The organism is Pseudomonas sp. M1 (assembly GCF_022760135.1).
GTDB classification, from domain to species: domain Bacteria; phylum Pseudomonadota; class Gammaproteobacteria; order Pseudomonadales; family Pseudomonadaceae; genus Pseudomonas; species Pseudomonas citronellolis.
In genome coordinates this window covers 3,759,020-3,784,533 of the sequence record NZ_CP094343.1, presented here as the reverse complement: position 1 = coordinate 3,784,533, position 25,514 = coordinate 3,759,020, and the positions used below count along the sequence as shown (strand labels likewise).

At 66.8% G+C, this 25,514-nt stretch carries 22 protein-coding genes; 12 read left to right on the top strand and 10 right to left on the bottom strand.

Going from position 1 to position 25,514, the window contains the following annotated elements; all coding sequences use genetic code 11:
• The 5 genes from PM1_RS16680 to PM1_RS16660 all read left to right on the top strand — a co-directional run bounded on the left by PM1_RS16680 (position 1) and on the right by PM1_RS16660 (position 5,583).
• Positions 1-636, top strand: coding sequence for a TetR/AcrR family transcriptional regulator (locus tag PM1_RS16680; protein WP_009620024.1), 636 nt, complete (start codon positions 1-3; stop codon positions 634-636).
• 21 nt (positions 637-657) lie between these two features.
• The gene (locus PM1_RS16675; protein ID WP_009620026.1) at positions 658-1,713 is read left to right on the top strand and encodes a hypothetical protein; all 1,056 of its coding nucleotides are present in this window, start codon (positions 658-660) and stop codon (positions 1,711-1,713) included.
• Positions 1,713-2,903 (top strand): CaiB/BaiF CoA transferase family protein, encoded by a 1,191-nt coding sequence (locus PM1_RS16670; protein ID WP_009620028.1) that lies wholly within the window; start codon positions 1,713-1,715, stop codon positions 2,901-2,903. Before PM1_RS16675 ends, PM1_RS16670 begins: the two co-directional genes overlap by 1 nt.
• 151 nt (positions 2,904-3,054) lie before the next feature.
• On the top strand, positions 3,055-4,392 hold the full coding sequence (locus tag PM1_RS16665) for an MFS transporter (RefSeq protein ID WP_009620030.1): 1,338 nt from the start codon (positions 3,055-3,057) through the stop codon (positions 4,390-4,392).
• Positions 4,393-4,695: 303 nt separating this feature from the next.
• Positions 4,696-5,583 (top strand): alpha/beta fold hydrolase, encoded by an 888-nt coding sequence (locus PM1_RS16660; protein WP_009620032.1) that lies wholly within the window; start codon positions 4,696-4,698, stop codon positions 5,581-5,583.
• Positions 5,584-5,589: 6 nt separating this feature from the next.
• Here PM1_RS16660 and PM1_RS16655 read toward each other — a convergent pair whose 3' ends face one another.
• From PM1_RS16655 to PM1_RS16640, 4 genes are all read right to left on the bottom strand, one after another.
• Entirely contained in the window at positions 5,590-6,537 is a 948-nt protein-coding gene (locus PM1_RS16655; protein ID WP_009620034.1) for an aliphatic sulfonate ABC transporter substrate-binding protein, read from the bottom strand.
• Positions 6,534-7,580 (bottom strand): L-glyceraldehyde 3-phosphate reductase, encoded by a 1,047-nt coding sequence (gene mgrA / locus PM1_RS16650; protein ID WP_009620036.1) that lies wholly within the window; start codon positions 7,578-7,580, stop codon positions 6,534-6,536. The genes PM1_RS16655 and mgrA overlap by 4 nt, the downstream gene beginning before the upstream one ends.
• A 14-nt stretch (positions 7,581-7,594) precedes the next feature.
• The gene (locus PM1_RS16645) at positions 7,595-8,923 is read right to left on the bottom strand and encodes an LLM class flavin-dependent oxidoreductase (RefSeq protein ID WP_009620038.1); all 1,329 of its coding nucleotides are present in this window, start codon (positions 8,921-8,923) and stop codon (positions 7,595-7,597) included.
• A gap of 93 nt (positions 8,924-9,016) precedes the next feature.
• The gene (locus PM1_RS16640) at positions 9,017-11,263 is read right to left on the bottom strand and encodes a TonB-dependent receptor (protein WP_009620040.1); all 2,247 of its coding nucleotides are present in this window, start codon (positions 11,261-11,263) and stop codon (positions 9,017-9,019) included.
• Positions 11,264-11,479: 216 nt separating this feature from the next.
• Here PM1_RS16640 and PM1_RS16635 point away from each other — a divergent pair, with 216 nt between their 5' ends.
• Together PM1_RS16635 and PM1_RS16630 are read left to right on the top strand one after the other, a co-directional pair.
• A complete protein-coding gene (locus PM1_RS16635) occupies positions 11,480-12,529 on the top strand; it encodes a LacI family DNA-binding transcriptional regulator (RefSeq protein ID WP_043300100.1) in 1,050 nt (349 codons plus the stop codon).
• Between the two features lie 305 nt (positions 12,530-12,834).
• Positions 12,835-13,587: a substrate-binding periplasmic protein gene (locus PM1_RS16630; protein ID WP_009620044.1), complete on the top strand. Its 753-nt coding sequence runs from the start codon at positions 12,835-12,837 to the stop codon at positions 13,585-13,587.
• A gap of 227 nt (positions 13,588-13,814) precedes the next feature.
• On the opposite strand, the gene PM1_RS16625 is transcribed toward PM1_RS16630, so the two are convergent.
• On the bottom strand, positions 13,815-14,729 hold the full coding sequence (locus tag PM1_RS16625; protein ID WP_009620046.1) for a LysR family transcriptional regulator: 915 nt from the start codon (positions 14,727-14,729) through the stop codon (positions 13,815-13,817).
• A gap of 104 nt (positions 14,730-14,833) precedes the next feature.
• Between PM1_RS16625 and PM1_RS16620 the strand changes: the two genes are divergently transcribed.
• The 3 genes from PM1_RS16620 to PM1_RS16610 all read left to right on the top strand — a co-directional run bounded on the left by PM1_RS16620 (position 14,834) and on the right by PM1_RS16610 (position 19,117).
• Positions 14,834-16,573: an amidohydrolase gene (locus PM1_RS16620; protein ID WP_009620048.1), complete on the top strand. Its 1,740-nt coding sequence runs from the start codon at positions 14,834-14,836 to the stop codon at positions 16,571-16,573.
• A gap of 57 nt (positions 16,574-16,630) precedes the next feature.
• Positions 16,631-17,710, top strand: a complete 1,080-nt coding sequence (locus PM1_RS16615; protein ID WP_009620050.1) for a C45 family autoproteolytic acyltransferase/hydolase — start codon at positions 16,631-16,633, stop codon at positions 17,708-17,710.
• A gap of 78 nt (positions 17,711-17,788) precedes the next feature.
• Positions 17,789-19,117 carry an MFS transporter gene (locus tag PM1_RS16610; protein ID WP_009620051.1) on the top strand — a complete coding sequence of 443 codons (1,329 nt, stop codon included), beginning with the start codon at positions 17,789-17,791 and terminating at the stop codon, positions 19,115-19,117.
• A 351-nt stretch (positions 19,118-19,468) separates the two neighbouring features.
• On the opposite strand, the gene PM1_RS16605 is transcribed toward PM1_RS16610, so the two are convergent.
• The gene (locus PM1_RS16605; protein WP_009620053.1) at positions 19,469-20,353 is read right to left on the bottom strand and encodes a DMT family transporter; all 885 of its coding nucleotides are present in this window, start codon (positions 20,351-20,353) and stop codon (positions 19,469-19,471) included.
• A 276-nt stretch (positions 20,354-20,629) separates the two neighbouring features.
• Between PM1_RS16605 and PM1_RS16600 the strand changes: the two genes are divergently transcribed.
• A complete protein-coding gene (locus PM1_RS16600) occupies positions 20,630-21,328 on the top strand; it encodes a B3/B4 domain-containing protein (protein ID WP_009620054.1) in 699 nt (232 codons plus the stop codon).
• 94 nt (positions 21,329-21,422) lie between these two features.
• Here PM1_RS16600 and PM1_RS16595 read toward each other — a convergent pair whose 3' ends face one another.
• The 4 genes from PM1_RS16595 to PM1_RS16580 form a co-directional block, all read right to left on the bottom strand.
• Complete coding sequence (locus PM1_RS16595; protein WP_009620055.1) at positions 21,423-21,695, bottom strand: hypothetical protein; 273 nt, start codon at positions 21,693-21,695, stop codon at positions 21,423-21,425.
• Between the two features lie 404 nt (positions 21,696-22,099).
• Positions 22,100-22,450 (bottom strand): hypothetical protein, encoded by a 351-nt coding sequence (locus tag PM1_RS16590; protein WP_009620056.1) that lies wholly within the window; start codon positions 22,448-22,450, stop codon positions 22,100-22,102.
• A gap of 33 nt (positions 22,451-22,483) precedes the next feature.
• Positions 22,484-22,810: a low molecular weight protein tyrosine phosphatase family protein gene (locus tag PM1_RS16585; protein ID WP_024128409.1), complete on the bottom strand. Its 327-nt coding sequence runs from the start codon at positions 22,808-22,810 to the stop codon at positions 22,484-22,486.
• Complete coding sequence (locus PM1_RS16580) at positions 22,807-23,001, bottom strand: hypothetical protein (RefSeq protein ID WP_084229655.1); 195 nt, start codon at positions 22,999-23,001, stop codon at positions 22,807-22,809. The genes PM1_RS16585 and PM1_RS16580 overlap by 4 nt, the downstream gene beginning before the upstream one ends.
• A gap of 363 nt (positions 23,002-23,364) precedes the next feature.
• Here PM1_RS16580 and PM1_RS16575 point away from each other — a divergent pair, with 363 nt between their 5' ends.
• Complete coding sequence (locus PM1_RS16575) at positions 23,365-25,308, top strand: ATP-binding protein (RefSeq protein ID WP_009620058.1); 1,944 nt, start codon at positions 23,365-23,367, stop codon at positions 25,306-25,308.
• The last annotated feature ends 206 nt before the right edge of the window (positions 25,309-25,514 follow it).

Here is a 25,514-nt window from a genome sequence, read left to right as displayed (position 1 = left end):
GTGGCCAATAAATCCGTCCGTTACGAAAACATGCCGCTGCGCCAGTCGGCGATATTGGATGCCGCGGCAGAGGCGTTTTCCAGAGTTGGTTATGAAGCAACTTCGATCGATTACGTGGCGGACCAGATTCAGGCTACCAAGGGCAGTGTCTATTACTACTACCGGAGCAAGGGAGACCTGTTCGCCGCCGTGCACCGGCGGGCCATGGAAATGAACCTGGAAAGCGTTGCGCCCATCGCCGCGGACGTAGCCCAGAGCGCGGACCAGCGGCTGCGGCGGATGGCGGTCGAGCATACCCGGCTGATGATGGAATACACGTCCTACCAGCGGGTGACCGTGCAGGGCGTCGAGATGCACCTCACCGGCAGCCTGACCGATGCCCAGCGCGCCGAGATGCAGCGGCTCATCGTCATGCGCGACGAATACGAAGCGCTGTTTCGCGAAGTGATAGAGGAGGGAATCGTCGCCGGCATATTCAAGTCCGTCGATTCGCACCTGTTGGTCAAGCCGCTGTTGGGGGCATTGAACTGGACGACCATGTGGTATCGCCGGCAACCGGGCGAAACGGATATGCAGCGGCTGAAAGTTGCAGAAGAGATTGCGGATTACGTCGTAGATGGTCTCAGGCAAACCTAAAACAACTAGAAGGTAGTAGAGATGAATACGGTAGTCGATAAAGAAACCAGCGAGGCATGGCATGCGGTAGCGCACTGGTACCACTCGTTTTTCACCGGGATGGTACTGTCCTCGGTGACCCGGCAAGGCACATCCCGCGCGGCGGAACTGGTCTACCAGGTGTTCTGCCGGCAACGCTCGGAACGGTTCCTCCAGGGCCTGGCGAAACTGGGCATCGACAAGCTCCCGCCCGCGGTGGCCGCCGCGCAATATCACTACCTGTCGAACAACATCGGCGGCGTCTGCGTCGAGTACATGTACGAGAGCGACCGCAAGGCCTGGGTGCGCTACACACCGCCGCGCTGGATCTGGTCGGGCACCGCGCTGTGCGGCATCCCCTCGGAGGTTTCCGCGGCCATGCTGCGCGGCTGGCATGCGCAGAACGGCGTCACCCTGGGCAACCCGCGCCTGGGCTTCGTCTGCACCAAGCAGACCGCCGACGGCCAGTCCGGCCTCGAAGGCTACTACTACGAATACGACGCGCCCCTGGCGCCCCACGAGCGGCTGCGCTTCGCCCGCCACGAAGACGCCCCGGACTTCGACCCGGCCGCCGCGCCCACGCTGCCCTCCAGTGATTGGCCGCAGGCGCGCATCGAGAAGGCCAGCCGCAACTATGCGATGGAATACGTACGCTCGACCCTGCCCACCGCCGTCGACCTCTTTGGCCCCAGCGAGGCGGTGAGCGTGCTGCGCCTCTCGGCGCGCCAGGTCGCCATGCAGTGTTATCACGAGACGGCAGCGCGCCTGGGCGTGGCGCAGGACAAGTCGCTGCGCACCTTCGTCGACTTCCTGGCCAGGCTGGCCCGGGCCCAGGGGGACGAGGTCAGGGTGCAGGAAACCACCGACGGCTACGTCATCAGCCAGTGCGGCTGGACGCTGTTCGGCCAGGCCCAGGCCCTGCACCCGGCGGTCTTCGACATCTGGAACGGCCTGCTGGAAGGCGCCGCCGATGCGCACAACCACCGGCTGGCGCTGAGCGTCACCCACAAGGACCTGGCCAACGGCCGCTTCGCCTGGCATGTCGGGGGAGGTGTGTGATGGCCGGCGCACTGGAAGGACTGCGCGTCATCGACGCCTCGCGGGTTCTCGCCGGGCCCTTCGCCGCGCAGATACTGGCGGACCACGGCGCCGAGGTGGTCAAGGTGGAAGGCCCCGAGGGCGACGAGTGCCGGGGCTTCGGCCCGCCGTTCGTGGAGGGCAGCGCGGCGTATTTCAACGCGGTGAACCGCAACAAGCGGGCGATCACCCTGGACATGGGCTCCGAGGCCGGCCGCGAGGTGTTCTGGACGCTGCTGGAAAGCGCCGACGTGCTCATCGAGAACTTCAAGGTGAGCACCCTGCGCGCCTGGGGCATCGAGTCGCCGCTGGAGATCACCCGGCGCCTGCCCAGGCTCGTGCATTGCCGCATCACCGGCTTCGGCGACGACGGCCCGCTCGGCGAACTGCCCGGCTACGACGCCGTGGTCCAGGCGCTTTCCGGCCTGATGAGCATCAATGGCGAACCCGGGCGGCTGCCGGTCCGGCTGGGCTCGCCCATCGTCGACATGTGCACCGGCATGAACGCGGCGCTCGCGGCCCTGCTGGCGCTGCACGAGCGCAACGGCAGCGGCCGCGGGCAGATGGCCGACGTTGCCCTGTACGACAGCGGGGTGAGCATGGCGCACCCGTACCTGGCGAACTTCCTGGCCTCGAAGGTGCCGCCGAAGCCGGTCGGCAATGGCCATCCGAACATCGTGCCCTACGACCTGTTCGAGACGGCGGGCGCGCCGATATTCGTCGCCGTGGCGAACAACCGGCAGTTCCGCCTGCTCGCCCAACTGCTGGGGGCGCCCGGCCTGGCGGACGATGCGCGGTACGCCAGCAACGGGCTGCGCGTCGAGAACCGGGCCGCGCTCGAAGTCGAGCTGAAACGGCTGTTCGGGCAGGTCCGCGGCGAGGCGTTCGGCGAGGAGCTGTTGCGCAAGGGCGTGCCGGCGGCGGCCATCCTTGACGTCGGGACGGTGGCGCAGGCGCCGCATACACTGCATCGCCAGATGGTCATGGACGAGGAGGGCTACAGCGGCCCGGGCATTCCGGTGAAGCTGGCGCGCACGCCGGGCGCCTTGCGCAGGCGGCCGCCCCGGCTCGACGAGCACCGCGACGAAGTGCTCATGGCGTGTGGCTTTTCCAGTGCGCAGATAAAGGCGCTCGCCGAGCGCGGCGTATTCGGCGCCGAACGGGAGCCTTGAGGCTGCCCGCGGGTCTTTCGCGCCTGGGCCGGCCGCGAGGCTGACCCCGCACTCACCAGCACGATCAATCGAATAGCGGCTGTCCCTCTGCGAAGAGCGGGCAAGGGCTTTTGCATGCTTTGCGCAGGCAGCCAACGGGTGGAGAACAACGATGCAATCAGCAACCCCCGCAATAACGCTGGCCGAACTGAACCCGTCGGACGTCGACGCGACCTATCGGAAACTCAACCTGAGAATCCTGCCTTTCCTGTTCATCTGCTACGTGCTCGGCTTCATCGACCGGGTGAACATCAGCTTCGCCCACCTGGAGTTCAGCGCCGACATCGGCCTCAGCGAAGCCGCCTACGGCTTCGGCGTGGGCCTGTTCTTCGTCGGCTACATCCTCTTCGAGGTGCCGAGCAACCTGTGCCTGCAGCGTTTCGGCGCGCGGGTCACCATCTCCCGGATCATGATCCTCTGGGGGCTGATCTCCACCTGCATGATGTTCGTGCAGACCCCCATGCAGTTCTACGTCGCGCGCATAGCGCTGGGCTGCGCCGAGGCGGGCTTCCTGCCCGGGGTGATTCTCTACCTGACCTACTGGTACCCGTCCGGGCGCCGCGCCCGCGTCACCTCCAGGTTCATCCTCGGCATCGCCGCGGCCGGCACCATCGGCGGCATCGTCTCCGGCTGGATCATGCACAACATGGGCGGCGTGTACGGGCTGAAGGCCTGGCAGTGGCTGTTCCTGCTCGAAGGCTCGCCGTCCATCGTCGCCGGCGTGATCGCCTACTTCTACCTGGCCGACAAGCCGGAGCAGGCGAAGTGGCTCAGCCCGACGGAAAAGGCCATCGTCCAGGCGCACCTGGCCGAGGACGCCAGCGCCAAGGCCGCCGTCGAGAAGGGCCACGACTTCTCCGCGGCGCTGCGGAACCCCTGGGTCTACATCGCCGCCTTCGGCTACTTCGTCATTCCCTGGGCCGGCTCGGTGCTGAACTTCTGGGCCCCCACGCTGATCAAGCAGTCGGGCGTGACCAACGTCTGGTACATCGGCCTGCTCTCCGCGCTGCCCTGGATGGTCGGCGCGGTCGGCATGCTCATCGTCTGCTGGAACTCCGACCGGGTGGTGGAGCGCCGCTGGCACTTCATGGCCTGCATCCTGGTGGTGGCCGGGGCCGTCGCCGCCATCGGCTACCTGCCGTCGAACTGGACGCTGTCGATCGTCCTGCTGTCGATCATGTGCGTCGGCTATCTCTCGGTGACGGCGCTGTTCTGGACCATTCCCACTGCCTTCCTGTCCGGCACGGCGGCGGCCGGAGGCATCGCGCTGATCAGCAGCCTGGGGCAGGTGGGCGGGCTGACCGCGCCCATCGTCATCGGCTGGGTGCGTGGGGCGACGGGGAGCCTGTCGTGGGGGATGTATACGGTTGCGCTGGTGTTGATCGCGGGGGGCTTGACCATACTGCTGGGGATTCCCAGGCGCATGTTGCGGGAGAACAAGGCGAAGTAGGGGGCTTTCCACCGATGGGGCCGAGGTGCTTTTCGTAGGATGGGTTGAGCTTGCGAAACCCATGCGGTGGCGGTGATGGGTATCGCTTCGCTCAACGCCATCCTACGGGGCGTTGTGTTCACCGGTGGCTTCGGTGTTTGGCGCCTTTCCCTCTCCCCAGCCCTCTCCCTTCAGGGCGGGGCGCGCAGCCGAGGGCTGGGGAGAGGGAGCGGAGTCGACCAGACACACCAAGGCAACGACATATCACCATCCTGCAAATAATGATTATCATTCGCCAACAGCCACACCCCACCAGGACACCCCATGCCCCCAGCCCCCGCACCCACCCAGGGCACCCCCGGCCTAGCCCCCACCCGCGACGGCCGCGAGCTGTTCTACCAGGCCCTCCCAGGCCCGGCAGAGGGGCAGGCGCCCACCGTAGTGTTCGAAAGCGGCCTGGCCGCCAGCCGCTCCTTCTGGGGACTGGTTCAGCCCCTGGTGGCGCAGTGGACCCGCGCCGTGGTCTACGACCGCAGCGGCCTCGGCCGCAGCCCGGCGGACGCCCGGCCGCGCAGCATGCAGCGGATGGCCGACGACCTCAACGACCTGCTCGACCACCTCGGCCCCGGCCCCTTCGTGCTGGTGGCGCACAGCGGCGGCGGCCCCCTGGTGCGCGCCGCCACCGCCGCGCGGCCGGAGCGCATCGCCGGCCTGGTGCTGGCGGACGTCTCCGACGAAGCCTGCGAACTGATCTTCACCCCGGCCTTCCGCCGCCTGGAGAAGTTCGCCCACGCGGCCAGCTGGCTGCTGGCCCGCTGCGGCTTGCTGGAGCGCTGCTACCGCAAGGCCATCGCCGTACTGCCCGAGGACGTGCTCGCCGACCTGCGCCGGGAAGGCTTCAGCATGCCGGTGATGCACACCCGCGGCGCCGAGCTGGCCGGCCTGGTGGCGGCGCTGGAAACCTATCGCAACCAACCGCCGGTGCTACCGGATATCCCACTGACAGTCATCTCCGGCGCCCTGGCGGACTTCGGCATGAGCGAGCGCATCCGCGCGGCGGCCAACGCCGCCCATGCCTACCGCGCCCGGCAGTCGCCCCGGGGCCGCCACGTACTGGCCGAGCGCTCGGGCCACGGGCTGATCCTCAGCGAACCGGCGCTGGTGGCCGAGGAGATCGCGCGGCTGCTCGGCGTGGCGGATGCCCGTGGCTGACGCCGCTCACGGCCCCGGCCGCCAGACCGCCGGGGCGATGCTCACGGCGCGCGGCAGTATGCGGTTGGCGTAGAACAGGTCGGCGGTGCGTTGCTGGGCGGCGACGTCGGCGTCGTTCAGCGGACGGATCGGCGAGGCCGGCGGGCGGTGGCTGAAGGTGAGTTCGATCACCTGGGGCGACAGGCCGGTGACGCGGGCCATGATCGCCACGCTGCCGGCCTTGTCGCTGCGCGTCAGGGCTTCGGCCTGGGTGAAGGTGTCCAGCACCTGGCGCAGGAACTCGCCGTTGCGCTCGGCAAAGGCGCGCGAGGCCAGGTAGAAGGGGCCGGACAGGTCCAGGCCCTCGCCGTTGGCCAGCAGCCGCGCGCGGCCTTCCAGTTCCAGTTGCGAATACCACGGGTCCCAGATGGCCCAGGCATCCACCTGGCCGCTTTCGAAGGCGGCGCGGGCGTCGGCCGGGGTCAGGTACAGCGGCTGGATGTCGCCGATGCCCAGGCCGGCCTTCTGCAGCGCGCGCAGCAGGGTGTTGTGCGAGCTGGAGCCTTTCTGGAAGGCCACGCGCCTGCCTTTCAGCCCGGCCAGGTCATGGATCGGGCTGTCTCGCGGCACGATGATCGTTTCCGCCTGCGGCTTGGCCGGCTCGGTGCCCACGTAGAGCAGGTCGGCGCCGGCGGCCTGGGCGAAGATCGGCGGGACGTCGCCGCTGCCACCCAGGTCGATGGCACCCACGTTCAGCGCCTCCAGCATCTGCGGGCCGGCGGGGAACTCGACCCAGTCGATTCGGGTGTGCGCGAAGCGCTGCTCCAGCAGCCTGTGCTCCTTGGCCAGCACCTGGCTGGTGGAGGCCTTCTGGTAGCCGATGCGCAGTTGCGCGGGGGCGTCGGCCCAGGCGCCGCCGGCCAGTGCGAATAGGGTGAGCAGGGCCGCCAGGCGGCCCTTCAGGTGCTTGGTCATGCGTCCTGCCAGTCGGTGGAGGGTTTTTCCCAGAGGTTGATCCCGCCTTCCACGGCGTGGCGGTCGATTTCCGCCAGTTCCTCGGCGCTCAAGGCCAGGTTGTCCAGGGCGGCGACGTTCTCGTGCAACTGCTGCGGGTGGCTGGCGCCGATCAGCGCCGAGGTCACCCGCGGATCGCGCAGGGTCCAGGCCAGGGCCAGCTGGGCCAGGCTCTGGCCGCGGCGCGCGGCTATCTCGTCGAGCGCGCGGGCGCGGCGCAGGTTGTCCTCGGACAGGTGCTCGGGGCGCAGCGAAGCGCCGCCGGGGCGGTTGATCCGCGCGTCCTCGGGCACGCCGTTCAGGTACTTGCCGGTGAGCAGGCCCTGGGCCAGCGGGGTGAAGGCGATGACGCCGGCGCCGAGTTCGTCGGTGGTGGCCAGCAGGTCCTTTTCCACCCAGCGGTTGAACAGGTTGTAGGCCGGCTGGTGGATCAGCAACGGCACCTTCCAGTCGCGCAGCAGCGCCGCCAGCTCGCGGGTCTTGCCTGCGGAGTAGCTGGAGATGCCCACGTACAGCGCCTTGCCCTGCTGCACGGCGCTGGCCAGGGCGCCGGCGGTTTCCTCCAGCGGCGTGTGCGGGTCGAAGCGGTGCGAGTAGAAGATGTCCACGTAGTCCAGGCCCAGGCGTTGCAGGCTCTGGTCCAGGCTGGCCAGCAGGTACTTGCGCGAGCTGCCGCCCTGGCCGTAGGGGCCGGGCCACATGTCCCAGCCGGCCTTGGTGGAGATGATCAGCTCGTCGCGGTAGGCGGCGAAGTCCTCGCGCAGCAGGCGGCCGAAGTTGATCTCGGCGCTGCCGTAGGGTGGGCCGTAGTTGTTGGCCAGGTCGAAGTGGTTGATGCCCAGGTCGAAGGCGGTGCGCAGCAGCGCGCGCTGGGTGTCCAGCGGCGTGGCATCGCCGAAGTTGTGCCACAGGCCCAGGGACAGGGCCGGCAGCACCAGGCCGCTGCGGCCGACGCGGCGGTAGGGAAGGCGCTGGTAGCGCTCGGGGGTGGCGAGGTAGGTCATGGGGGACTCCGTGTTCAGGCAAATCGGTTGGCCGGGCGCGCCAGGCCCAGGTGGTCGCGCAGGGTGCTGCCGGCGTAGTCGCGACGGAACAGCCCGCGCCGCTGCAGCTCCGGCACCAGCAAGTTGGCGACGTCTTCCAGGCCGCCGGGCAGGTGCGGCACCAGCACATTGAAGCCATCGGCGGCGCCCTGTTCGAACCAGGCCTGCAGCTCGTCGGCGATGCGTTGCGGGGTGCCGACCAGGCTGTAGTGGCCGCGCCCGCCGGCGATGCGCCGGCCGAGCTGGGCGAGGCTCAGGTTCTCCTTGCCGGCCAGTTCGGTGAGCAGCAGCTGGCGGCTGCGCTGGCCGCTGTCGGTCAGCGGCAGTTCCGGCAGCGGGCCGTCCAGCGGGTAGGCGGACAGGTCGAAGTTGCCGAGCATGCGCGAGAGCAGGGCGACACCCACTTGCGGCTCCACCAGTTCCTGGAAGGCTTCCTGCTTTTCCTGGGCCTCGGCTTCGCTGTCGGCGACCACCACGTATACGCCGGGCATCACCTTCAGTTCGTCCGGGCGGCGGCCATGGCGCGCCATGCGGCCCTTGAGGTCGGCGTAGAAGTCGCGGGCGGCGGCCAGCGAGGTCTGCGCGGTGAACACCACCTCGGCGGTCTGCGCGGCCAGCTCGCGGCCGGTTTCCGAGGAGCCGGCCTGGACCACCACCGGGCGGCCCTGGGGCGAGCGCGCCACGTTCAGCGGGCCGCGCACCTGGAAGTGTTCGCCCTGGTGGTCGAGCTGGTGCAGTTTGGCCGGGTCGTAGTATTGGCCGCTGGCCTTGTCGCGCAGGAAGGCGTCGTCCTCCCAGCTGTCCCACAGGCCGTTCACCACGTCGTGGAACTCGCGGGCGCGGGCATAGCGCTCGGCGTGGCCGAGGTGCTCGCTGCGATTGAAGTTCAGCGCCTCGGCGGCGTTGTCCGAGGTCACCAGGTTCCAGCCGGCGCGCCCGCCGGAGAGGTGGTCCAGCGAGGCGAACTTGCGCGCCACGTGGTAGGGCTCGTTGTAGCTGGTGGTGACGGTGGCGATCAGGCCGATGCGCTCGGTCACCGCGGCCAGCGCGCTGAGCAGGGTGAGCGGTTCGAAGTGATCGGAACGGGCCATGCGGCTGGCGATGGGCGCGCTGGGGGCGGCCACGCTGTCGGCGACGAACAGGGTATCGAACTTCGCCGCCTCGGCGATCTGCGCCAGGCGCTTGTACTGCTGGAAGCTCAGCCCGGCGTCGGCCGGTACGTCCGGGTGGCGCCAGGCGGCGACGTGGTGCCCGGTGGCCATGAGGAAGGCGCCGAGGGAAAGGGTGCGGTTGCTTGCGGTCATGCTGGTGTCCTCTGCGGAAGGGTGGCGCACGCCGGGCGGGACGGTTTCTTGGTTGGCGCCCCGCCGGCGAGGGCGGGGCGCAGGTTCCGCGGCTCAGAAGTCCTTGCGCAGCTCGAAGCCGAAATAACGGCCGTCGTCGCGCGGCACCAGGCGGTAGACGTAGCTCCCGCCGCTGGCCAGCAGTGGCGAATAGGACTTGTCGGTGAGGTTCTTGGCCAGGAAGGCCACGCGCCAGCCGGCGTTGTAGTCGGCCAGGGCCACGCTGGCATTCCAGATGCCGTAGGCGCCCTGGATGGTGTCCGGGTTCTGGCTCAGGTCGTACTGCACCTTGTCCTGCCAGCTGTAGTCGGTGCCCAGCTCCACATCCAGGCCGTTGTCCAGCGGGATGTCGTAGTCGGCGCGCACGTAGCTCTTCCAGTCCGGCGAGAAGGGCAGCGGCTTGCCGTTGACGTTGCAGCTGGCGGCGGCGCCCGGCGGGCAGCTGAACTCGTCGATGCGCGCGTGGGTGTATGCCACCGAGCCGGACAGCTTCAACTGGCGGGTGGCCTGCCAGGCCAGGTCGGCCTCGGCGCCTTCGGTCTTCACCGAACCGGCGTTGATCAGGCGCGTCACCACCTGGTTGGCCACGGTGTCGTAGAAGTTCGCCTGGTAGTTGTCGTACTCGGTGTGGAACACCGCGAAGTTGGCGCTCAGGCGCTTGTCCAGGGCGGTGGCCTTCAGGCCCAGCTCCCAGGAGTTGGAGGTTTCCGGCTTGAGCGCCTCGGTGTCGCGCGGCTGCATGTTGAAGAACACGTTGTAGGCCGGGCCCTTGTAGCCGCGCGAGTAGGTCAGGTAGCTGGTGAGGTTCTCGCTCAGGTCGTACTGCACACCTAAACGCCCGGACCAGCCGTCTTCGTCGGTGGAGCCGGAGCTGCGGGTGGACGGCTGGATGCCGGTGACCGCGGTGGCCGAGGTGGACACCCGGCGGTGGTCGTATTCCAGCTCGTCGTGGGTGTAGCGCAGGCCGGCGATGCCACGGAAGGCCGGGGTGAAGTTCAGCGTCGCCTCGCCGAAGGCCGAGTAGCTGTCGCTGGTGGTGCCGTAGCCGGCCACGCCGGTGTCGACCGAGCCGGTGGTGGTCAGGGTGCGGCGGTAGGTCTCGTCGTCCTTGGCGTGCATGTAATACAGACCGGTGACGTACTCGGCGAACCGGCCCTTGGGCGAGGCCAGGCGGATTTCCTGGGAGTACTGGTCGTAGTCCAGCTCGCCCTTGTCGTGGGAGCTGGGGAAGGCCGCGCTGACCTGGGACAGGCGGTCGCCGTCCTGGTACTGGGTGTTGTCCCAGCCGCGCCAGGCGCTGATCGAGGTCAGGGTGTAGTCGCCCAGGCTCCAGTCCAACTGGGCCGACAGGCCCTTGTTGGTGTCGTCGACATGGGTGCGGTAGTCGGCGTTGATCTTGCGGTTGTCGCTGTCGGCCACCACCGGGCGCAGGGCATTGGCGAAGGCCGCGCTGCTGGTGTCGGTGACGACGCCGCTGGGGCTGTCGTCGTTGGCCTGCATGTAGTCGGCGATCAGCGTCACCTTCAGATCGTCGCTGGGCGTCAGCTCGAACTTGGCGCGCGCGCCCTTGCGGTTGTAGCCGTTGACCTCGTGGCCGTTGTAAACGTTCTCCACGTTGCCCTCGTAGCTGCCCAGCAGGGCAGTGACGCTGGCCTTGAGCTTGCCCGGCACGAGGGTGCCGCCGATGCCGAAGCTGGTGCGGTTCTCGTTGCCGCCGCCGAAGTGCGAGTAGTCGACGAAGCCGCTGGTTTCGTCCGGCACCGCCCGGGTGACGATGTTGAGCACGCCGGCCGAGGCATTCTTGCCGAACAGCGTGCCCTGCGGGCCGCGCAGCACCTCGATGCGCTCCAGGTCGAGCAGGTCCAGGGTGGCCATGCCGGGGCGGCCGTAGACCACGCCGTCGACCACGGTGGAAACGCTCGGCTCGACGCCCGGCGAGGTGCTGATGGTGCCCACGCCGCGGACGAACAGCGAGGTGTCCTTGTTCGAGGCGCCGGCGCGGTAGTTCAGCGTCGGCACTTCGCTGACGAGGGTCGAGACGTTGTTGCGGTTGTCGCGCTGCAGCTGCTCGCCGCTGATCACGCTGACCGCCACCGGCACCTTCTGCAGCGATTCCTCGCGGCGCGTCGCGGTGACGGTCACGGCATTGAGGGTGGGGGCCGCTTCCTCGGCCTTGGGCTGCTCGCCATCGGCGGCCTGCGCCGGCAGCTGCACGCCGCCCACCAGCGTGGCGATGGCCAGCGCCAAGGCGCTGAGCCGGGGGAATTGATCGTGGGCGTTCGCCCGGTACTGCTGAGTCATGGCCACTCCTGGATTGCCCTGGTCCGCCGCCAGCCTCTTGTGCGGGCCGCTGCGGCGCCTGTTCGCGGAAAACTTCACGAGCGCTCGCTCGTGCGAGTGGCCGATGGATGAAGAAGGCTTTTTGTCAGCGGCAAAGCTTGTTTGTTAGCGCTAACATCGGCGAGTATCCGGATCACGCTTTAGAGCGTCAAATACTGAAAAATTACTTTTATATTCCTGAAATGGAGGTCGTCACTGGACAGTCCCCGCAAGCGCCGCGGCGCCGGCCGCGTCACCCTCACCGCCGTGGCTGAGCGCGCTGGAGTGTCGGCCATCAGCGTGTCGCGCTACTTCAACCAGCCGGCGAGCCTTTCCGAGGAGCTGCGCGAGCGCATCGGCGAGGCGGTGGCGGCGCTGGGCTACGTGCCCAACCAGGTGGCTGGCGGGCTGGCCTCGGCGCGCGGGCGCATCGTCGGCATGGTGGTACCGAACATCTCCGGGCCGATCTTCGCCGACACCATCCAGGCCTTCAGCGACGTCCTGGCCGCGGCCGGCTACCAGCTGTTGCTGGCCTCCAGCTACTTCGACGGCGAGAAGGAAGAGAGCGCCGTGCGCGCCTTCCTCGGCTGGAACCCGGCGGCCCTGGTGCTGACCAGCCACTTCCACACCCCAACCTGCGAGAAGCTGCTGGAAGACGCCGATGTCCCGCTATTGGAAATGTGGGACTACCAGCCGGCGCGCCGGCCCATCCAGGTGGGCTTCTCCCACTACCAGGTGGGCGTGGACGCCGCGCGCTACCTGCACGGCAAGGGCTACCGGCGCATCGCCTTCGTGCAGAACAGCGCGCCGGGCGACTACAGCGCCCTGGACCGCCGCGACGGCTACGCCGACACTCTGCGCGCCCTGGGCCTGCAACCCTGGATGTTCGTGCCCACCGCCAGCGCCCCCTTCGAGGCCGGCAAGCAGGCGATGGAAGCGCTGATGGCGCGGCGCGAGCGCCCGGACGCCATCGTCTTCGCCAACGACAACCTCGCCGCCGGCGGCCTGCTCGCCGGGCAGCGCGCCGGCCTGCGCATCCCGCAGGACTGCGCGGTGCTCGGCTTCGGCGACTACCCCTTCGCGCCCATGCTGCTGCCCAGCCTCACCACCCTCAAGCCGCCGGCCCGGGAGATCGGCGAGATCGCCGCGCAGCGGGTGCTGCAGGCCATCGGCGCGCAGCCGGCGGAAGGGGCGGTGGAGCGCCTGAACCTGCTGCAGTGCCGGGTGGTGGAGCGGGAGAGCTGCTGAGGCAGCGAGGCGATGCCCATTGCCGTGGCCGCATGGGTTTCGCCAAGGCTCAACCCATCCTACGAAAAGCACTTCGGCGCGGCCGGTGCGAACAGCCTCGTGGGATGGGTTGAGCGAAGCGATACCCATCGCCGTGGCTGGTGCGAACAGGGGACCGGTCATATTGGCTGAAGGAAAGGCCATACGCCTGCCTAGCCGACGCTCCGTCGAGCCTCTAGACTCGTCCTACGCTCCGATCGCTACGAGTCGTGACCTTGCCCAGTGCCGTAACAAGAACCTCGCCGCTCGCGCGTGCACTCCCGACCTTGGCCCTGACGCTCTTCCTCGCGCTGCTGCCGACCCTGGCGCCGGCCTGCGGCAAGACCCTGCGCTGGGACGACGACCCGCCCTTCAGCATGCTCCTGCCCAATGGCGAGATCGGCGGCATCAACGTCGACATCAACCGGCTCACCCTGGAGCGCCTGGGCTGCCAGGTGACGCTGGTCAAGCTGCCCTGGGCGCGGGCGCTGAAGGAGCTGGAGCTGGGCCGCCTGGACGTATTGCCGGGGGCCTTCCGCCGGCCGGAGCGCGAGGTCTACGCCTACTTCTCCGGGGTCATCCTGCAGCCCTCGCGGAACATCCTGTTCATGCGCAAGGGCGACCCCGCCCGGGACGGTCTGCATGGCCTGCTGGACCTGTTGGGCACCTCGTTCCGCCTGGGCGCGCAGGTCGGCGTGAGCTACGGCGAGTCCTACCAGCAGCTGCTCGCCAACCATGACTTCGCCAGCCGAGTGTTTTTCAACCCCAGCCGCGGCAACCTCTGGCACATGATCGACAAGGGCCGCCTCGACGGCATCATCGCCGACGAGAACAGCGGCCTCTACGAGCTGGAGCAACTGGGCCTGAACGAACGCATCGGCCCCACCGCCGTGGTGGTTTCCAGCGATGCTGCGGAAGTCGCCTTCAGCAAGCGCACCACCACGCCGGCGTTCGTCGAGCGCTATGCCCGGGCGATGCGCGAGCTGGTCGAGGGCGGGGAGTACCAGGCGATCCTGCAGCGCTATCTTAGCCCCCTGTAGGAGCGCGCCCTGCGCGCGATTTCGCGGGCAGGGCCCGCTTACAGGTCAGGCACGGTAGTCCTCCCCCCGTAAGCGGACCTTGTCCGCGATAACCGGATGCCCCGGCGCGGTTCGCGGATAAGATCCGCTCCTACGCTGCCCCACCTACGCCGTTCCCCTGTAGGAGCGCGTCCTGCGCGCGATTCGCGGGCAGGGCCCGCTCCTACAACAGCGTCATGCGCCGAGCCTCACCCCAACCCCTGCGCCCGCAGGTGCGCCTTCAGGGCCTCGATGAATACCCGCACCTTGCGCGTGTTGCGCCGGTGCGGCAGGAACAGCACGTGGATGGTGGCACCGAAGGCGCTCTGGTCGCGCCAGCAGTCCGGCAGCTGTTCCACCAGCTCGCCACGGGCCAGGTAGGGCAGGGCGCTCCATTGCGGCAGGAACTGCACGCCGCGGCCGGCCAGCAGGCAGGCGAGCAGGAAGTCGTAGTTGTCGCTGGCCAGGCGCGGCACCGGCTGCTTCAGGCGGATGCGCTCGCCGTCGCGGTTCACCCACCAGAAGTTCCGATTGAGCATGGGGTGGCGGAAGATCAGCCAGTCGTGCTCGGTGTAGTTCTCCAGGGTCACGTTCATGCCCTTGCGCGCCAGGTACGCGGGGCTGGCGCACAGCAGCAGGTGGTTCTCCAGCAGCGGCTGGGCGATCACCCCCGGCAGGTCGACAGGGCCGTCGCGCAGGGCCAGGTCGTAGCCGCCTTCCACCAGGTCGGCGAATTCGTCCTGCAGGTCCACCTCCAGGCGCACCTGCGGGTATTCCTCGAGGAAGGCGCCGCACACCTGGTTGAGGAAGGCCGGGGCGAAGGAGGGCGGGGCGGCGATGCGCAGGGTGCCGCGCAGGTCCTTCTGCAACTGCTCCACTTCCGCGCCGGCCGCCTGCAGGTGCAGCAGCGCCTGGCGCGCGCCCTCCAGGTAGATCTGCCCGGCCTCGGTCAGCGCCATGCGCCGGGTGGTGCGCTCGAACAGCCGCGCGCCGAGTTCCGCCTCCAGCTGCGCCACGCCCTTGGTCACCGCCGAGGGCGTCTTGCCCAGGTGTTCGGCGGCGCGGCTGAAGCCGCCGTGGTCGGCGGTGGCGACGAACATGGTCAGGGCGGTCATCTTGTCCATTTATCTATTCCTGTCAGGCACAGAAGTTGTGCAAAAATTCGGCATTAAAGCCGTGCCGGGCTTTGGTTAACCTGCGTTCACACAACAAGAACCTGGGCGAACCCATGAAAATACTGATTCCGGCGCTGGTGTCCATGGCCTGTGTTTTTTCCTCAGCGGAAAGTATGGCCGCCGCTGACCTCATCCTCCACGGCGGCAAGGTCTACACCGCCGAGCCCGGCCAGGGCCTGCAGCAGGCGGTGGCCATCGAGAACGGCAAGGTCCTGGCGGTGGGCAGCGACGAGCAGGTGCTGCGCCTGAAGGCCGCCGGCACCCGCGTCGTCGACCTGCAGGGCAAGGTGCTGATGCCCGGCTTCATCGACTCCCACAGCCACACCGTGAAGGGCGGCCTGCAGATGCTCCAGGCCAACCTCGACGGCGAGCTGCTGCCGGTGCCCGAGCTTGAGAAAAAGCTGCGCGAATGGCGCGACAACGGCAAGGCGAAGCGCGGCGAGTCCCTCAGCGTCGGCGGCCTGCCGTCCACCTACTGGGGCGACATCCCGGCGCTGGAGAAGACCTTCAACCAGGGCGAATGGACCCAGGTGCCGATCCTCTTCGTCGGCTGGGACCTGCACACCGGCTGGGCCAACCAGGCCATGCTGAAACTCGCCAAGGTGGACGCGGCGAAAGTCGCCACCCTCGAGGGCGAAGAAAAAGCCACCATCGGCGTCCATGCCGACGGCACCCCCAACGGCTTCCTGGTCGACGCCGGGCTCTACCCGCTGCAGGCGCTGCTGCCGCTGCCCAGCACCGAGGAGCTGACCCGCGGCGCCTACGCCGCGCTGCGCTACTACAACAGCCTGGGCATCACCGCCTGGATGGACCCGCTGGCCAACGAAATCCCCGGCGCCGACATCACCAACGCCTCCACCGGCGTGCTGCCGATCTACAAGGCGCTGGCCGAGAAGGGCGACCTCTCTGCCCACGTCGCCGCACTGCTGATGGCCGACTCCAAGGCCACCCCGAAGGACCTCGACGAGCTGGACAAGGTGCGCCAGCAGTTCCTCGGCGTGCCCAACCTGACGCTGCCGGGCATCAAGGTTTTCGTCGACGGCGTGGCCGAGGTGCCGGCGCAGAGCGCGGCCATGCTCGAGCCCTACAAGAACTCGCACAAGTTCGGCGAACTGCTGATCGACCCCAAGCACTTCGGCGAACTGGTCAGCGCCGCCGACGCCCGTGGCTGGCTGGTGCACGTGCACGCCATCGGCGACCGCGCCATCCACGAGTCGCTCAACGGCATGGCCCAGGCGCGCCGCGACCGCCACAGCGGCATCCCGCACTCCATCACCCACCTGCAGATGGTCAACCCCAAGGACTTCGAGCGCTTCAGGCAGTTGGACGTGATCGCCTCCATGCAGCTTTACTGGGCCAGTGCGGATGAATCGAGCATCGACCTCGTCAAACCCTACGTGGACGCCATGGTCTTCATGTACACCTACCCGGCCCATTCCCTGCTCAAGCACGGCGCCACGATAGCCGGGGCCAGCGACTGGCCGATCACCACGCCCGACCCGTGGAAGGCCATCTACCAGGCGGTGACGCGCAAGGGCCCCAAGGGCGTGCTCAACGCCGACGAAGCCATCGACCGCCAGGTGATGTTCCAGGCCTACACCCTCAACGCCGCGCGGATGATCCGCCTGGAAGACAGCATCGGTTCGCTCAAGCCCGGCAAGCAGGCCGACATGGTGGTGCTGGACCGCGACGTCTTCACCGCGGAACCCGAAGCCTTGCGTGACACCCAGGTGCTGACCACCTGGTTCGCCGGCCGTGAAGTCTACCGCCGGCCGCTGACGGCCCAGCGCTGATCAGCCGGGCGGGGAAGCCCGCCCAGCGTTTTTCCAAATCGACAAAGGAGCCTTGCAGTGATCATCCATTCCTTCGTGAGCGAAACCCGCGAGCCGTTCGAGCGCGGGCGGCAGATTGGAGAGCGGTGGGCGGAACAGATTCATCGCACCGTGGCGCTGTACCTCGACTTCTTCCCCCGCGTGGGCGTGCCCGCCGAGCAGGTGCGCGGCATCGGCGAGGCCAGCCTGGCCGCGCTGGACGCCTGGTGCCCGGCGCTGGCCCGGGAGGTCGAAGGCCTGGCCGCCGGCGTGCAACTGCCGCTGTGGCAACTGGCGGCGCTGAACGCGCGCACCGAAATCCTCGCGGTGATGCCGGCGCAGCCGCTGGAAGGCGAGTGCTCCACCGCGGTCTACGCGCCCCACGGCGCCGCCGCGCCGCTGAGCATCCAGACCTGGGACTGGCACGACAGCCTGGTGCCCCACGGCCTGCTGCTGCAGCTGGCCGCCGGCAGCGGCTTGACGGTCAAGCTGTTCACCGAGTTCGGCATGCTCGGCAAGATCGGCGTCAACAGCGCCGGCCTGGGCATGCACTTCAACATCCTCCACCACGCCGGCGACAACGCCGAGGCCGGGGTGCCGGTGCACGCCATCGCCCGCCGCGTGCTGGAAGAGGCTACAAGCGTGGCCGAGGCCATCGAACTGGTCGGCTCGGCCTGCGTCAGCGCCTCCACCGTGCTGACCTGCTTCAGCCGCGACGACGCCGAACTGCGCGCCGCCAGCATCGAGATGAGCCCGGCGGCCACCGCCGTGGTGCCGCCGCGCGCCGACGGCTGGGTGCTGCACACCAACCACTTCGTCGACCCGCAGCAGGCCCGCGGCGAGCGCACCGCCGACGTCTCCACCACCTACGCGCGCTTCGACCACCTGGCGGCCATGGCCCCGGGCATGGCCCGCGAGGGCCTGGCGCAGCGCGCCGAAGCCTTCTGCGGCGAGGCCGGCGAGCAGGCGGTGGTGTGCTTCCACCCGGACCTGTCGCAGCCGGACACCGAGCGCTGGGAAACCCTGCTGACCATCGGCCTGGACAGCGTCGGCTGCAACCTGGAGTACCACGCCGGCAACCCGAAGGCCCTGGCCCGCGACGGCTTCCTGCGCTTCTGAGCTGAACGACCCACCCCCGCGGCGGCCACCCGGCCGCCGCGCGGAACACTGCTGCCACAAGAACAAGAGCAGACCACCATGATCGACCACACCCCCACGCCCGGCTCGCGCTCGGCGTTCAAAACCTTCTGCGTCTCCGGCATGGGCACCGCGCTGGAGTTCTACGACTTCGTCATCTACGGCTACGCCGCCGCCCTGGTCTTCCCCAAGCTGTTCTTCCCCGGCATGGACCGCCTCACCGCGGTGCTGGTGGCCTTCGCCGCCTTCGGCGCCGGCTTCTTCGCCCGGCCCCTGGGCGGCGTGGTGTTCGGCCACCTGGGCGACCGCTACGGGCGGCAGAAGGCGCTGGTCGCCACGCTGCTGCTGATGGGCATGAGCACCCTGCTGATCGGCTTTTTGCCGGACTACGCCAGCCTCGGCATCGCCGCGCCCATCCTGCTGGTGGGTCTGCGCCTGGTGCAGGGCTTCGCCGCGGGCGGGGAGTGGGGCGGCGCCGCGCTGTTCGGCATCGAGGTGGCGCCCCGCGGCCGCCGCGGCCTGTGGGGCAGCTTCACGAGCATGGGCATCGGCATCGGCGGCATCTTCGGCTCCGCGGTGTTCGCCCTGGTCAGCCTGGCCTTCGACGACGACCTGGGCGGCATCGCCTGGCGCATCCCGTTCTGGCTCGGCGGCGTGCTGGTGCTGGTCGGCCTCTACGCGCGCCTGCAGAACCCGGCGCCGGCGCAACCGGCCAAGGCCCAGCCCAAGGCGCGCATGCCGTTGCTCGAAGCCCTGCGCCAGCACCCGCGCGAGCTGCTGCTGTGCACCGGCATCGCCTTCGGCTACATCACCGTGGCCTACATCAGCACCTTCTTCCTCGCCTACGCCACCGACATCGGCTACAGCAGCAGCCAGGCGTTGCTGTTCGACTTCGCGCTGTCCATCGCCATCGTCGTCTCGGCGCCGTTCTTCGGCCACCTGTCCGACCGCTATGGCCGCCGCACGGTGATGATCTTCGGCGCGGCCATCATGGCCCTGGGGCTGTTCGCCTTCTTCCCGCTGCTGGGCACCCACCACCTGGCGCTGGCCCTGCTGGCCTACCTGGCCGTGGGCTTCTTCATGGGCGCCACCCAGGGCCCGATCCCGGCCTTCCTCGCCGAACAGTTCCCGCGGCGGATGCGCTACTCCGGTATTTCCGCCAGCTACCAACTGGGGGCTGCCCTGGGTGGTGGGACTGCTTCCAGCGCGGCTACTGCGATCCTTATCGCCAGTGGTCACCAGCCGGTCTACGTGGCGCTGTATGGCGCGGCGGCGATGGCGCTGGTGGCGGTTTGTTCGTTCGTGATGCGCGAGACGGCGTATCTGGAGATGGAAGAGGTGGACAGGGGCGTGGCGTCGACGGGGGAGGGGGTGCGTAGTTTGTCCTGAGGCGGGGAGCTTTTTTGTAGGAGTGAGCTTGCTCGCGAACAGGGCTCCGAATTGGGCATGGTGTGGGCCCTGAAGAGCGCCCTCTCCCTAACCCTCTCCCTGAAGGGAGAGGGGACCGTTCGGTGTGTTTGGATGTTCTGGAGTCAGCCGGCAACACCGAAGGTTTCCGGCTGACTCCATTCCCTCTCTCGGCACGGACTAGCCCCCTCTCCCTTCAGGGAGAGGGCTGGGGAGAGGGTACGGAGTCAATCCGAAGCACCACAGCTACCGGGTAACTCTGTTCGCGAGCAAGCTCGCTCCTACAAAAGCCCGAAGCCCAAAGCCCGAAGCCCAAAGCCCAAACCCCCAACCTCAAACCACCCCCCGCCGCCTCACCCCAGGCACCAACCCCAGCACCAACGCACACCCCGCCAGAATGATCAGCGCCCCCAGCCCCTGCACCAGCGACAGCGGCTCGTGCAGCCAGAGCGCGCCCACCAGCACCGCCACCACCGTCACCACGAACTCCACGCTGATGGTGCGGGTGGCGCCGATGCGGGCGACCAGGTGGAAGTACACCACGTAGTTGAAGGCGCTCATCATGCAGCCGCATAGCAGCAGGTAGAGCACGTCCAGCGCCGAGGGCACGCCCGGCGGCGGCACCCAGTACAGCAATGGGAGGGTCAGCAGACCGCCCACTAGGAAGGCGCCGCAGGTCACCTCCCAGGGGCCGGCCGTGCGCAGGCGCAGCGCCGCGTAGTTGCTGCCGAAGGCCGCGCACACGCCACCGAAGATCGAGGCCGCGCAGCCGAGCATGAAGGAAGGCGTCACCGGCACCGCCGGGAAGCCCACCAGCAGGAGCATGCCCAACAGCCCCAGGGCCAGCCCGGCGGCTCCGGCCAGGGTGATGCGCTCCAGCCCCCAGAGGCGGCCGATGACCATGGAGAACAGCGGGATGGCCGCCACGAAGATCGCCGCCATGGCGGTGCCGATCAGTGGCGTGGCGAAGGTCATGCCGATCAGTTGGCCGGCCACCGTGGTGGCGCCCAGCACGCACAGCGGCCGCCACAGGCCGCGGAAGTTCAGTGCCCGCCCGCTCAGCCGCGCCGCCGCCAGCAGGGTGAGGCTGGCGATCAGCGCGCGGAAGCTCACCGCGCCCACCCAGCCGAAGCCGGCTATCGCCTTGAGCAGCACCAGGAACGACAGGCCCCAGGCCAGCGCGAGATACAGGTAGGCGACGAGATCGCGAGGTTGCATGGGGCACCGGCAGAAAAGGGAAGGGGACACGCGCGAAAGCGCCCCGGCGGGGCGTGCCTATCTTGTCCGAATGGCCAGCTCGGCGGGAAGGGGGCTGTCGCTTCTGGCTGTCTGCATGCCGCAGCGATGCCAGCCGGGCGAACCACACGCCCCGGGCATTAGGAAAACTGATCGCGCATTCGCTGAAATCATCGGAGTCGATCTGGAGTGCGCCCCGCCGCGGTGCTAGAAATAGCCCGCGCCAGCCCCTCCGACCGCCGATAGAGAGACGCTTCGATGCAACCCGTACTGCCCCTGATCGACCCTGAGGTCGCCCGCCTGGCCCCCGGCTTCCGCGCCCTGAGCCTGACGGTCGAGGCCGCGCCCATCCTGCGCCCGGAGGTGGCCGGTCAGGCCGTGGAGCACGCCTGCCGGGTGCTGCTCGACGGCGGCCCGGCCTGGGCCGAGGCGCATATCGCCGCCTGGGCCGAGGTGTTCCGTGGCTTCGGCGCCAAGCCCCAGCGCACCCCCTGCTCGGTGGAAGCCCTGCGCAAGCGCGTGCTGCGCGACGGCAGCCTGCCGAGCATCGACCCGCTGGTGGACCTCTACAACGCCATCAGCATCCGGTACGCGCTGCCGGTGGGCGGCGAGAACCTGGCCGCCTACGTCGGCACGCCGCGGCTGGCCATCGCCGACGGCAGCGAGCCGTTCGACACCTTCAAGGAAGGCCAGCCGGCCAACGACCCGCCGCTGCCCGGCGAAGTCATCTGGCGCGACGACCTGGGCGCCACCTGCCGCCGCTGGAACTGGCGCCAGGGCGTGCGCACGCGCCTGGACGCCGAGGCCCGGCAGATGTGGTTCATCCTCGAAAGCCTGCCGGCCATGCCGCTGGAGGCCCTGCATGAAGCCGGCGAGCGCCTGGCCGAGGGCCTGCGGCAGATGATGCCGGGGGTGCGGGTGGAGCAGCGGCTGGTGAGCGACACCGGAGCGAACTGACCCGGCTACCCATTGCCCATCAAAGCCGAAGGCCGGAGCCCGCGCCTCCACAAGGAAGCACAGGCCCCGGCCTTCGGCCATCCAGGCGGCGCGATCAGCCGCCGCTACGCTCGGCCCGTTGCTGGGCCAACTCGTACAGGTGCCGCGCCTCGCCGGCCAGCGGCACCAGCGCCGAAGCCAACCGCGAGGTTTCCTGCACCAGCACGTCGTCGCCATCGTGGCATTCCAGCACGTGCAACAGGTCCTCCAGCGCCGCCAGGCGGCGCGCGGCGGCATCGTACAGATGCGCCGCGGGCGCGCCGGCATTCACGAACAGAACATCCTCGAAGGACTGATGGTGCAGTGGCACCAGTTTCGGATCAGCCATGGCACACCTCCAGGGCGAGGGCGCAGGGCAGGGGGGACGGCAAGGTGAACACAGCAAGATGTAAGCGACAGTGCATTTCCGTTGCTCCTTCTGGGAGGGAGAAACCGCCAGCCCGGAAAGAGGGGCGGCGGATCGTGCGGGGGTCGCAGTACCGGGACGAAACGCGTAAAGAACCGGCCAGGCTTCGGGGCCTGCCCCGCACGACCCGCCATGACTGCACGATGCAGCAGGCAAGAAAAAGCGCCTTTGCAGGTGCCGAGGCGCTTCGTGCACGCAATTCATCCGACGGGCTGCGACACCCGGTCACGGGATTGACCGTGACAGGGAGCGAATCTAGCGACGGCCTTTGTAGGCCCACAAGGGCGAATGTGGGTGGGAAATTTCAGGTGAATCCGCAGCCCGCGTCACAGGCCGAAGAGGTAGCCCAACACAGCCGCCGTCATGGCCAAAGCCGCCACCACAAAAGCCGGCCTGGACGTAACCAGCCTCAGGAAAAGCTGCCGGTTCCGCCGACGTATCTCCACCAACTCCCGCGCCGCCTCCGGATGAATGTCCCGGAGAAGCTGCTGGCTGCTATAGATCAAATGCCGCGCCTGCCCAAGCTCACTCGCATTCAGGCAGACAATGGAAAACATCGCCTCACCCTCCGGGCTGACACCGGTGTTGAAGACATAAGAATCCAGCCCATGCCTGCGCAGCGCCGAGTTCAGGTACTCGGCGAGGGCTTCTTCCTTGAAGTCGAGGAGGGTGTACATGGGGGCAGCCTGTCTATTCGTTTTGTGCGCGCCTCAGACGGCAAGGCAGGACGTCACCATATCGTCGAGCATGTCCACCAGTTCAGGGTCCATGAAGCGGTAGTCATCGGGAATATCCAGAACGTGAAGCCGCTTGTGTTCAAGCAGACGGGCATATTCCGCCCGCAGACGATTCAGGTGCTTGCGCTCCATCACGAAGATCACATCGGCCCAACGGATATCCGCCGGGCCGACGGGTTTGCGGGCGTTCGGGCTGGTGCCTGCCGAACGGGCATCGAAGCCAGGCCGGCGGCGCCAGATAGCTTCCGCGGTAGGGCTGCGCCATTGATTTCGGCTGCAGATGAAAAGCAGGTTGGTCACTCTTGATCCAGCAGTTGTCGGACAGTGCGGATGGGATAACCCGAGCCAAGTTGGCGTGCCCTGAACAGCTTGTCGGCACGGGTGTATAACAGCTTCCAGTTCTTTTCCGGCCGGGGCCGCGGCGGACGAAACGCCTTTTGGGGGGCATGTCTACGGGCCTGCGAGCGTCTCCAGGCGCGAGTTCTTTCCATGGTCATATCCTCGTGAATACCGGGTTCAGCAGCCGCGGTAATACGGGATGGGGCGTATGGTAGGCGTGAATCGAGGCGGTGGCCAGGATGGCGAGATTGCGGTGGCTCCAAGCCGAGCCTGAAGCCGCCATACGCTTACTGCAAGCGTCCGATTGTTGCCGGTCACGACAGGCAACAATTGGCCAGGAGTGGTTATCGTGTCGAGGAAAGCCAAGGTGAGTTGCTTAATCGCATGATGACAAGAAAGTGTCATTATGACATCGTTCAGGGCATGCTTTGGAAGGATCGCATTCGGCGTACGGCTGGTATTTTCGATCCGCTACGCGTAACTATTAGCGTTGACTGATCCAAGGGAGAGGATCGATGTCTGACCAACCGCTGCACACGTCCCTGTTTGAAGAGGACTATCTACTTCGTGAACTTGGGACTGTGGCACATGTTCCCCAAGTTGCGCTGACAGAGCTTGTTGCTAATGCCTGGGATGCAGGGGCGACGAAAGTCGACATTGTCCTGCCGACAGAGCGCGAAGGCACTCTCACCATTACTGATGATGGTCATGGAATGAGCCCGGAGAATTTCAAGCGGCGCTGGATGACCCTCCGATATGACCGACTCAAGCATCAGGGGCCCAACGTTGAGTTTCCAACTGGCCGGGCGCATCGACCCAGAAAAGCCTATGGGCGGAACGGTGTGGGACGCCACGGCCTGCTCTGCTTTGCGGATGAGTACCAGGTAGATACTTGGCGAGACGGTCAACTGAGTACCTTTGTAGTGGGTACTGAGTCTGGTCCAAGCCCATTCGTACTACGTAGTGAGACCTTCGGAGAACGTGACGGCTCTGGTACGAAACTCACGGTCTCGGTATCTCGCCATTTCCCGGATCTGGAAGAAATCCAGACGGTTCTTGCTGCTCGCTTTATTCATGACCCTGAGTTTCAGATTCGGCTAAACGGTAACCTACTTACCTTTGCGGTGATTGATGGGCGTGTGAGTGAACAGACTCTGATACTTGGCGGAGGTCGCAAGGCAACTGTCATTGTTATTGACTCAACCAAGCAGAACCACTCATCAATTCACCAGGGTATTGCGTTCTGGGTTGGGAGAAGGCTTGTTGGCAATCCTTCTTGGGCCATAGGTTCAGTAGCCAACTTTGATGGTCGAACTAGGTTTGCCAAGCGATACAAGATCATTGTAGACACGGAAGGCTTCGAGCAGCATGTGATAGCTGACTGGACGGGGTTTCATGCAACGCCAGCAGTTGATGAGCTGTATGAGGCGGCAGCCGAGCATATTAACAAAGTTGCATTAGATCTGGCGAATGAGGTGATCGAAGCAACATCCGAGGATGCCCTGTTTCAGAACCGAAACGAGTTGAAGTCACTGGGACAAGGGGCCAGGATAGAAGTAGCAGAATTCACCAAAGCCGTTGCTCAAGCTCATCCCACAATTTCACCCGATTTTCTCGCCACTGCCGTAAAGGCCGTGATCAATCTTGAGAAATCCAAGAGCGGGGCCGCCTTGCTTCTAAAGCTTTCCTCACTGGACACCGATGACGTTGATGGCCTTGATCGCCTCCTCACAGAGTGGTCGATCAAGGATGCTCTACGTGTGCTAGACGAAATCGATGATCGGCTTAGCGTAATCGAAACAATTCGCCGTCTGGCAAGTGATCCTCAGGTCGATGAGCTTCATACCCTGCATCCGCTCATCTTACGCTCACGCTGGTTATTTGGGCCAGAGTACGAATCGCAGGAGTATTGTTCGAATGCCACGTTGAAGACGATTGCCTTGCACTTGTTCCAGCGGAAAGACGCGCAATTTATCAACGAGAAGAACCGTCCAGACATTGTTGTCCTTCCTGATCACGCTACCATTCAACTGACCGGGATTGAATCATTCGATCCCTTCGACACGACGCTCATCCAAATGCGGAACATTCTGCTGATCGAGCTAAAGAAAGGAGGGTTCAAGCTCACACGGGATGAAGTTTTCCAGGCTGATGGTTACGTCCAAGACATAGCGTCATGCGGCCTCATGGAAGGCGCTCCACATATATCAGCGTGGGTTGTCGGGCAGTCCATTGCCCCTGGTGTTGGAAGAGAAAAGAAGCTTGCTGAGAATGGTCGTGACTATGGTCTCGTAAGAGCAACCACCTTCGACTCTTTGGTGGATACTGCGAACATTCGACTGCTAAGGCTGCGAGAGGTACTCAAAGAGCGGTACGACCAACTGCCAACAGACCAACTGGTTTGCAAGGTGCTGGCTGTTCAAGAGCAGACAGCGCTTGATCTCACTGTGTCGAAGTAACTCGCACCCATGGCTCAGGATGGTTAGGTCTGCACCTTCGGCTGAAACTGAGTATTGCCTTCTACTTTGGCAGGCTCATTCTTGCCCGGGGTGCCAACGTGATCGCGCAATTGTGAGCCAGTGAGCCAGTGAGCCAGTGAGCCAGTGAGCCAAAAAGAGACGGACTTTTTTCTGCTCTAAAGCTGTCTACGTGGTCAGGTCGGCTA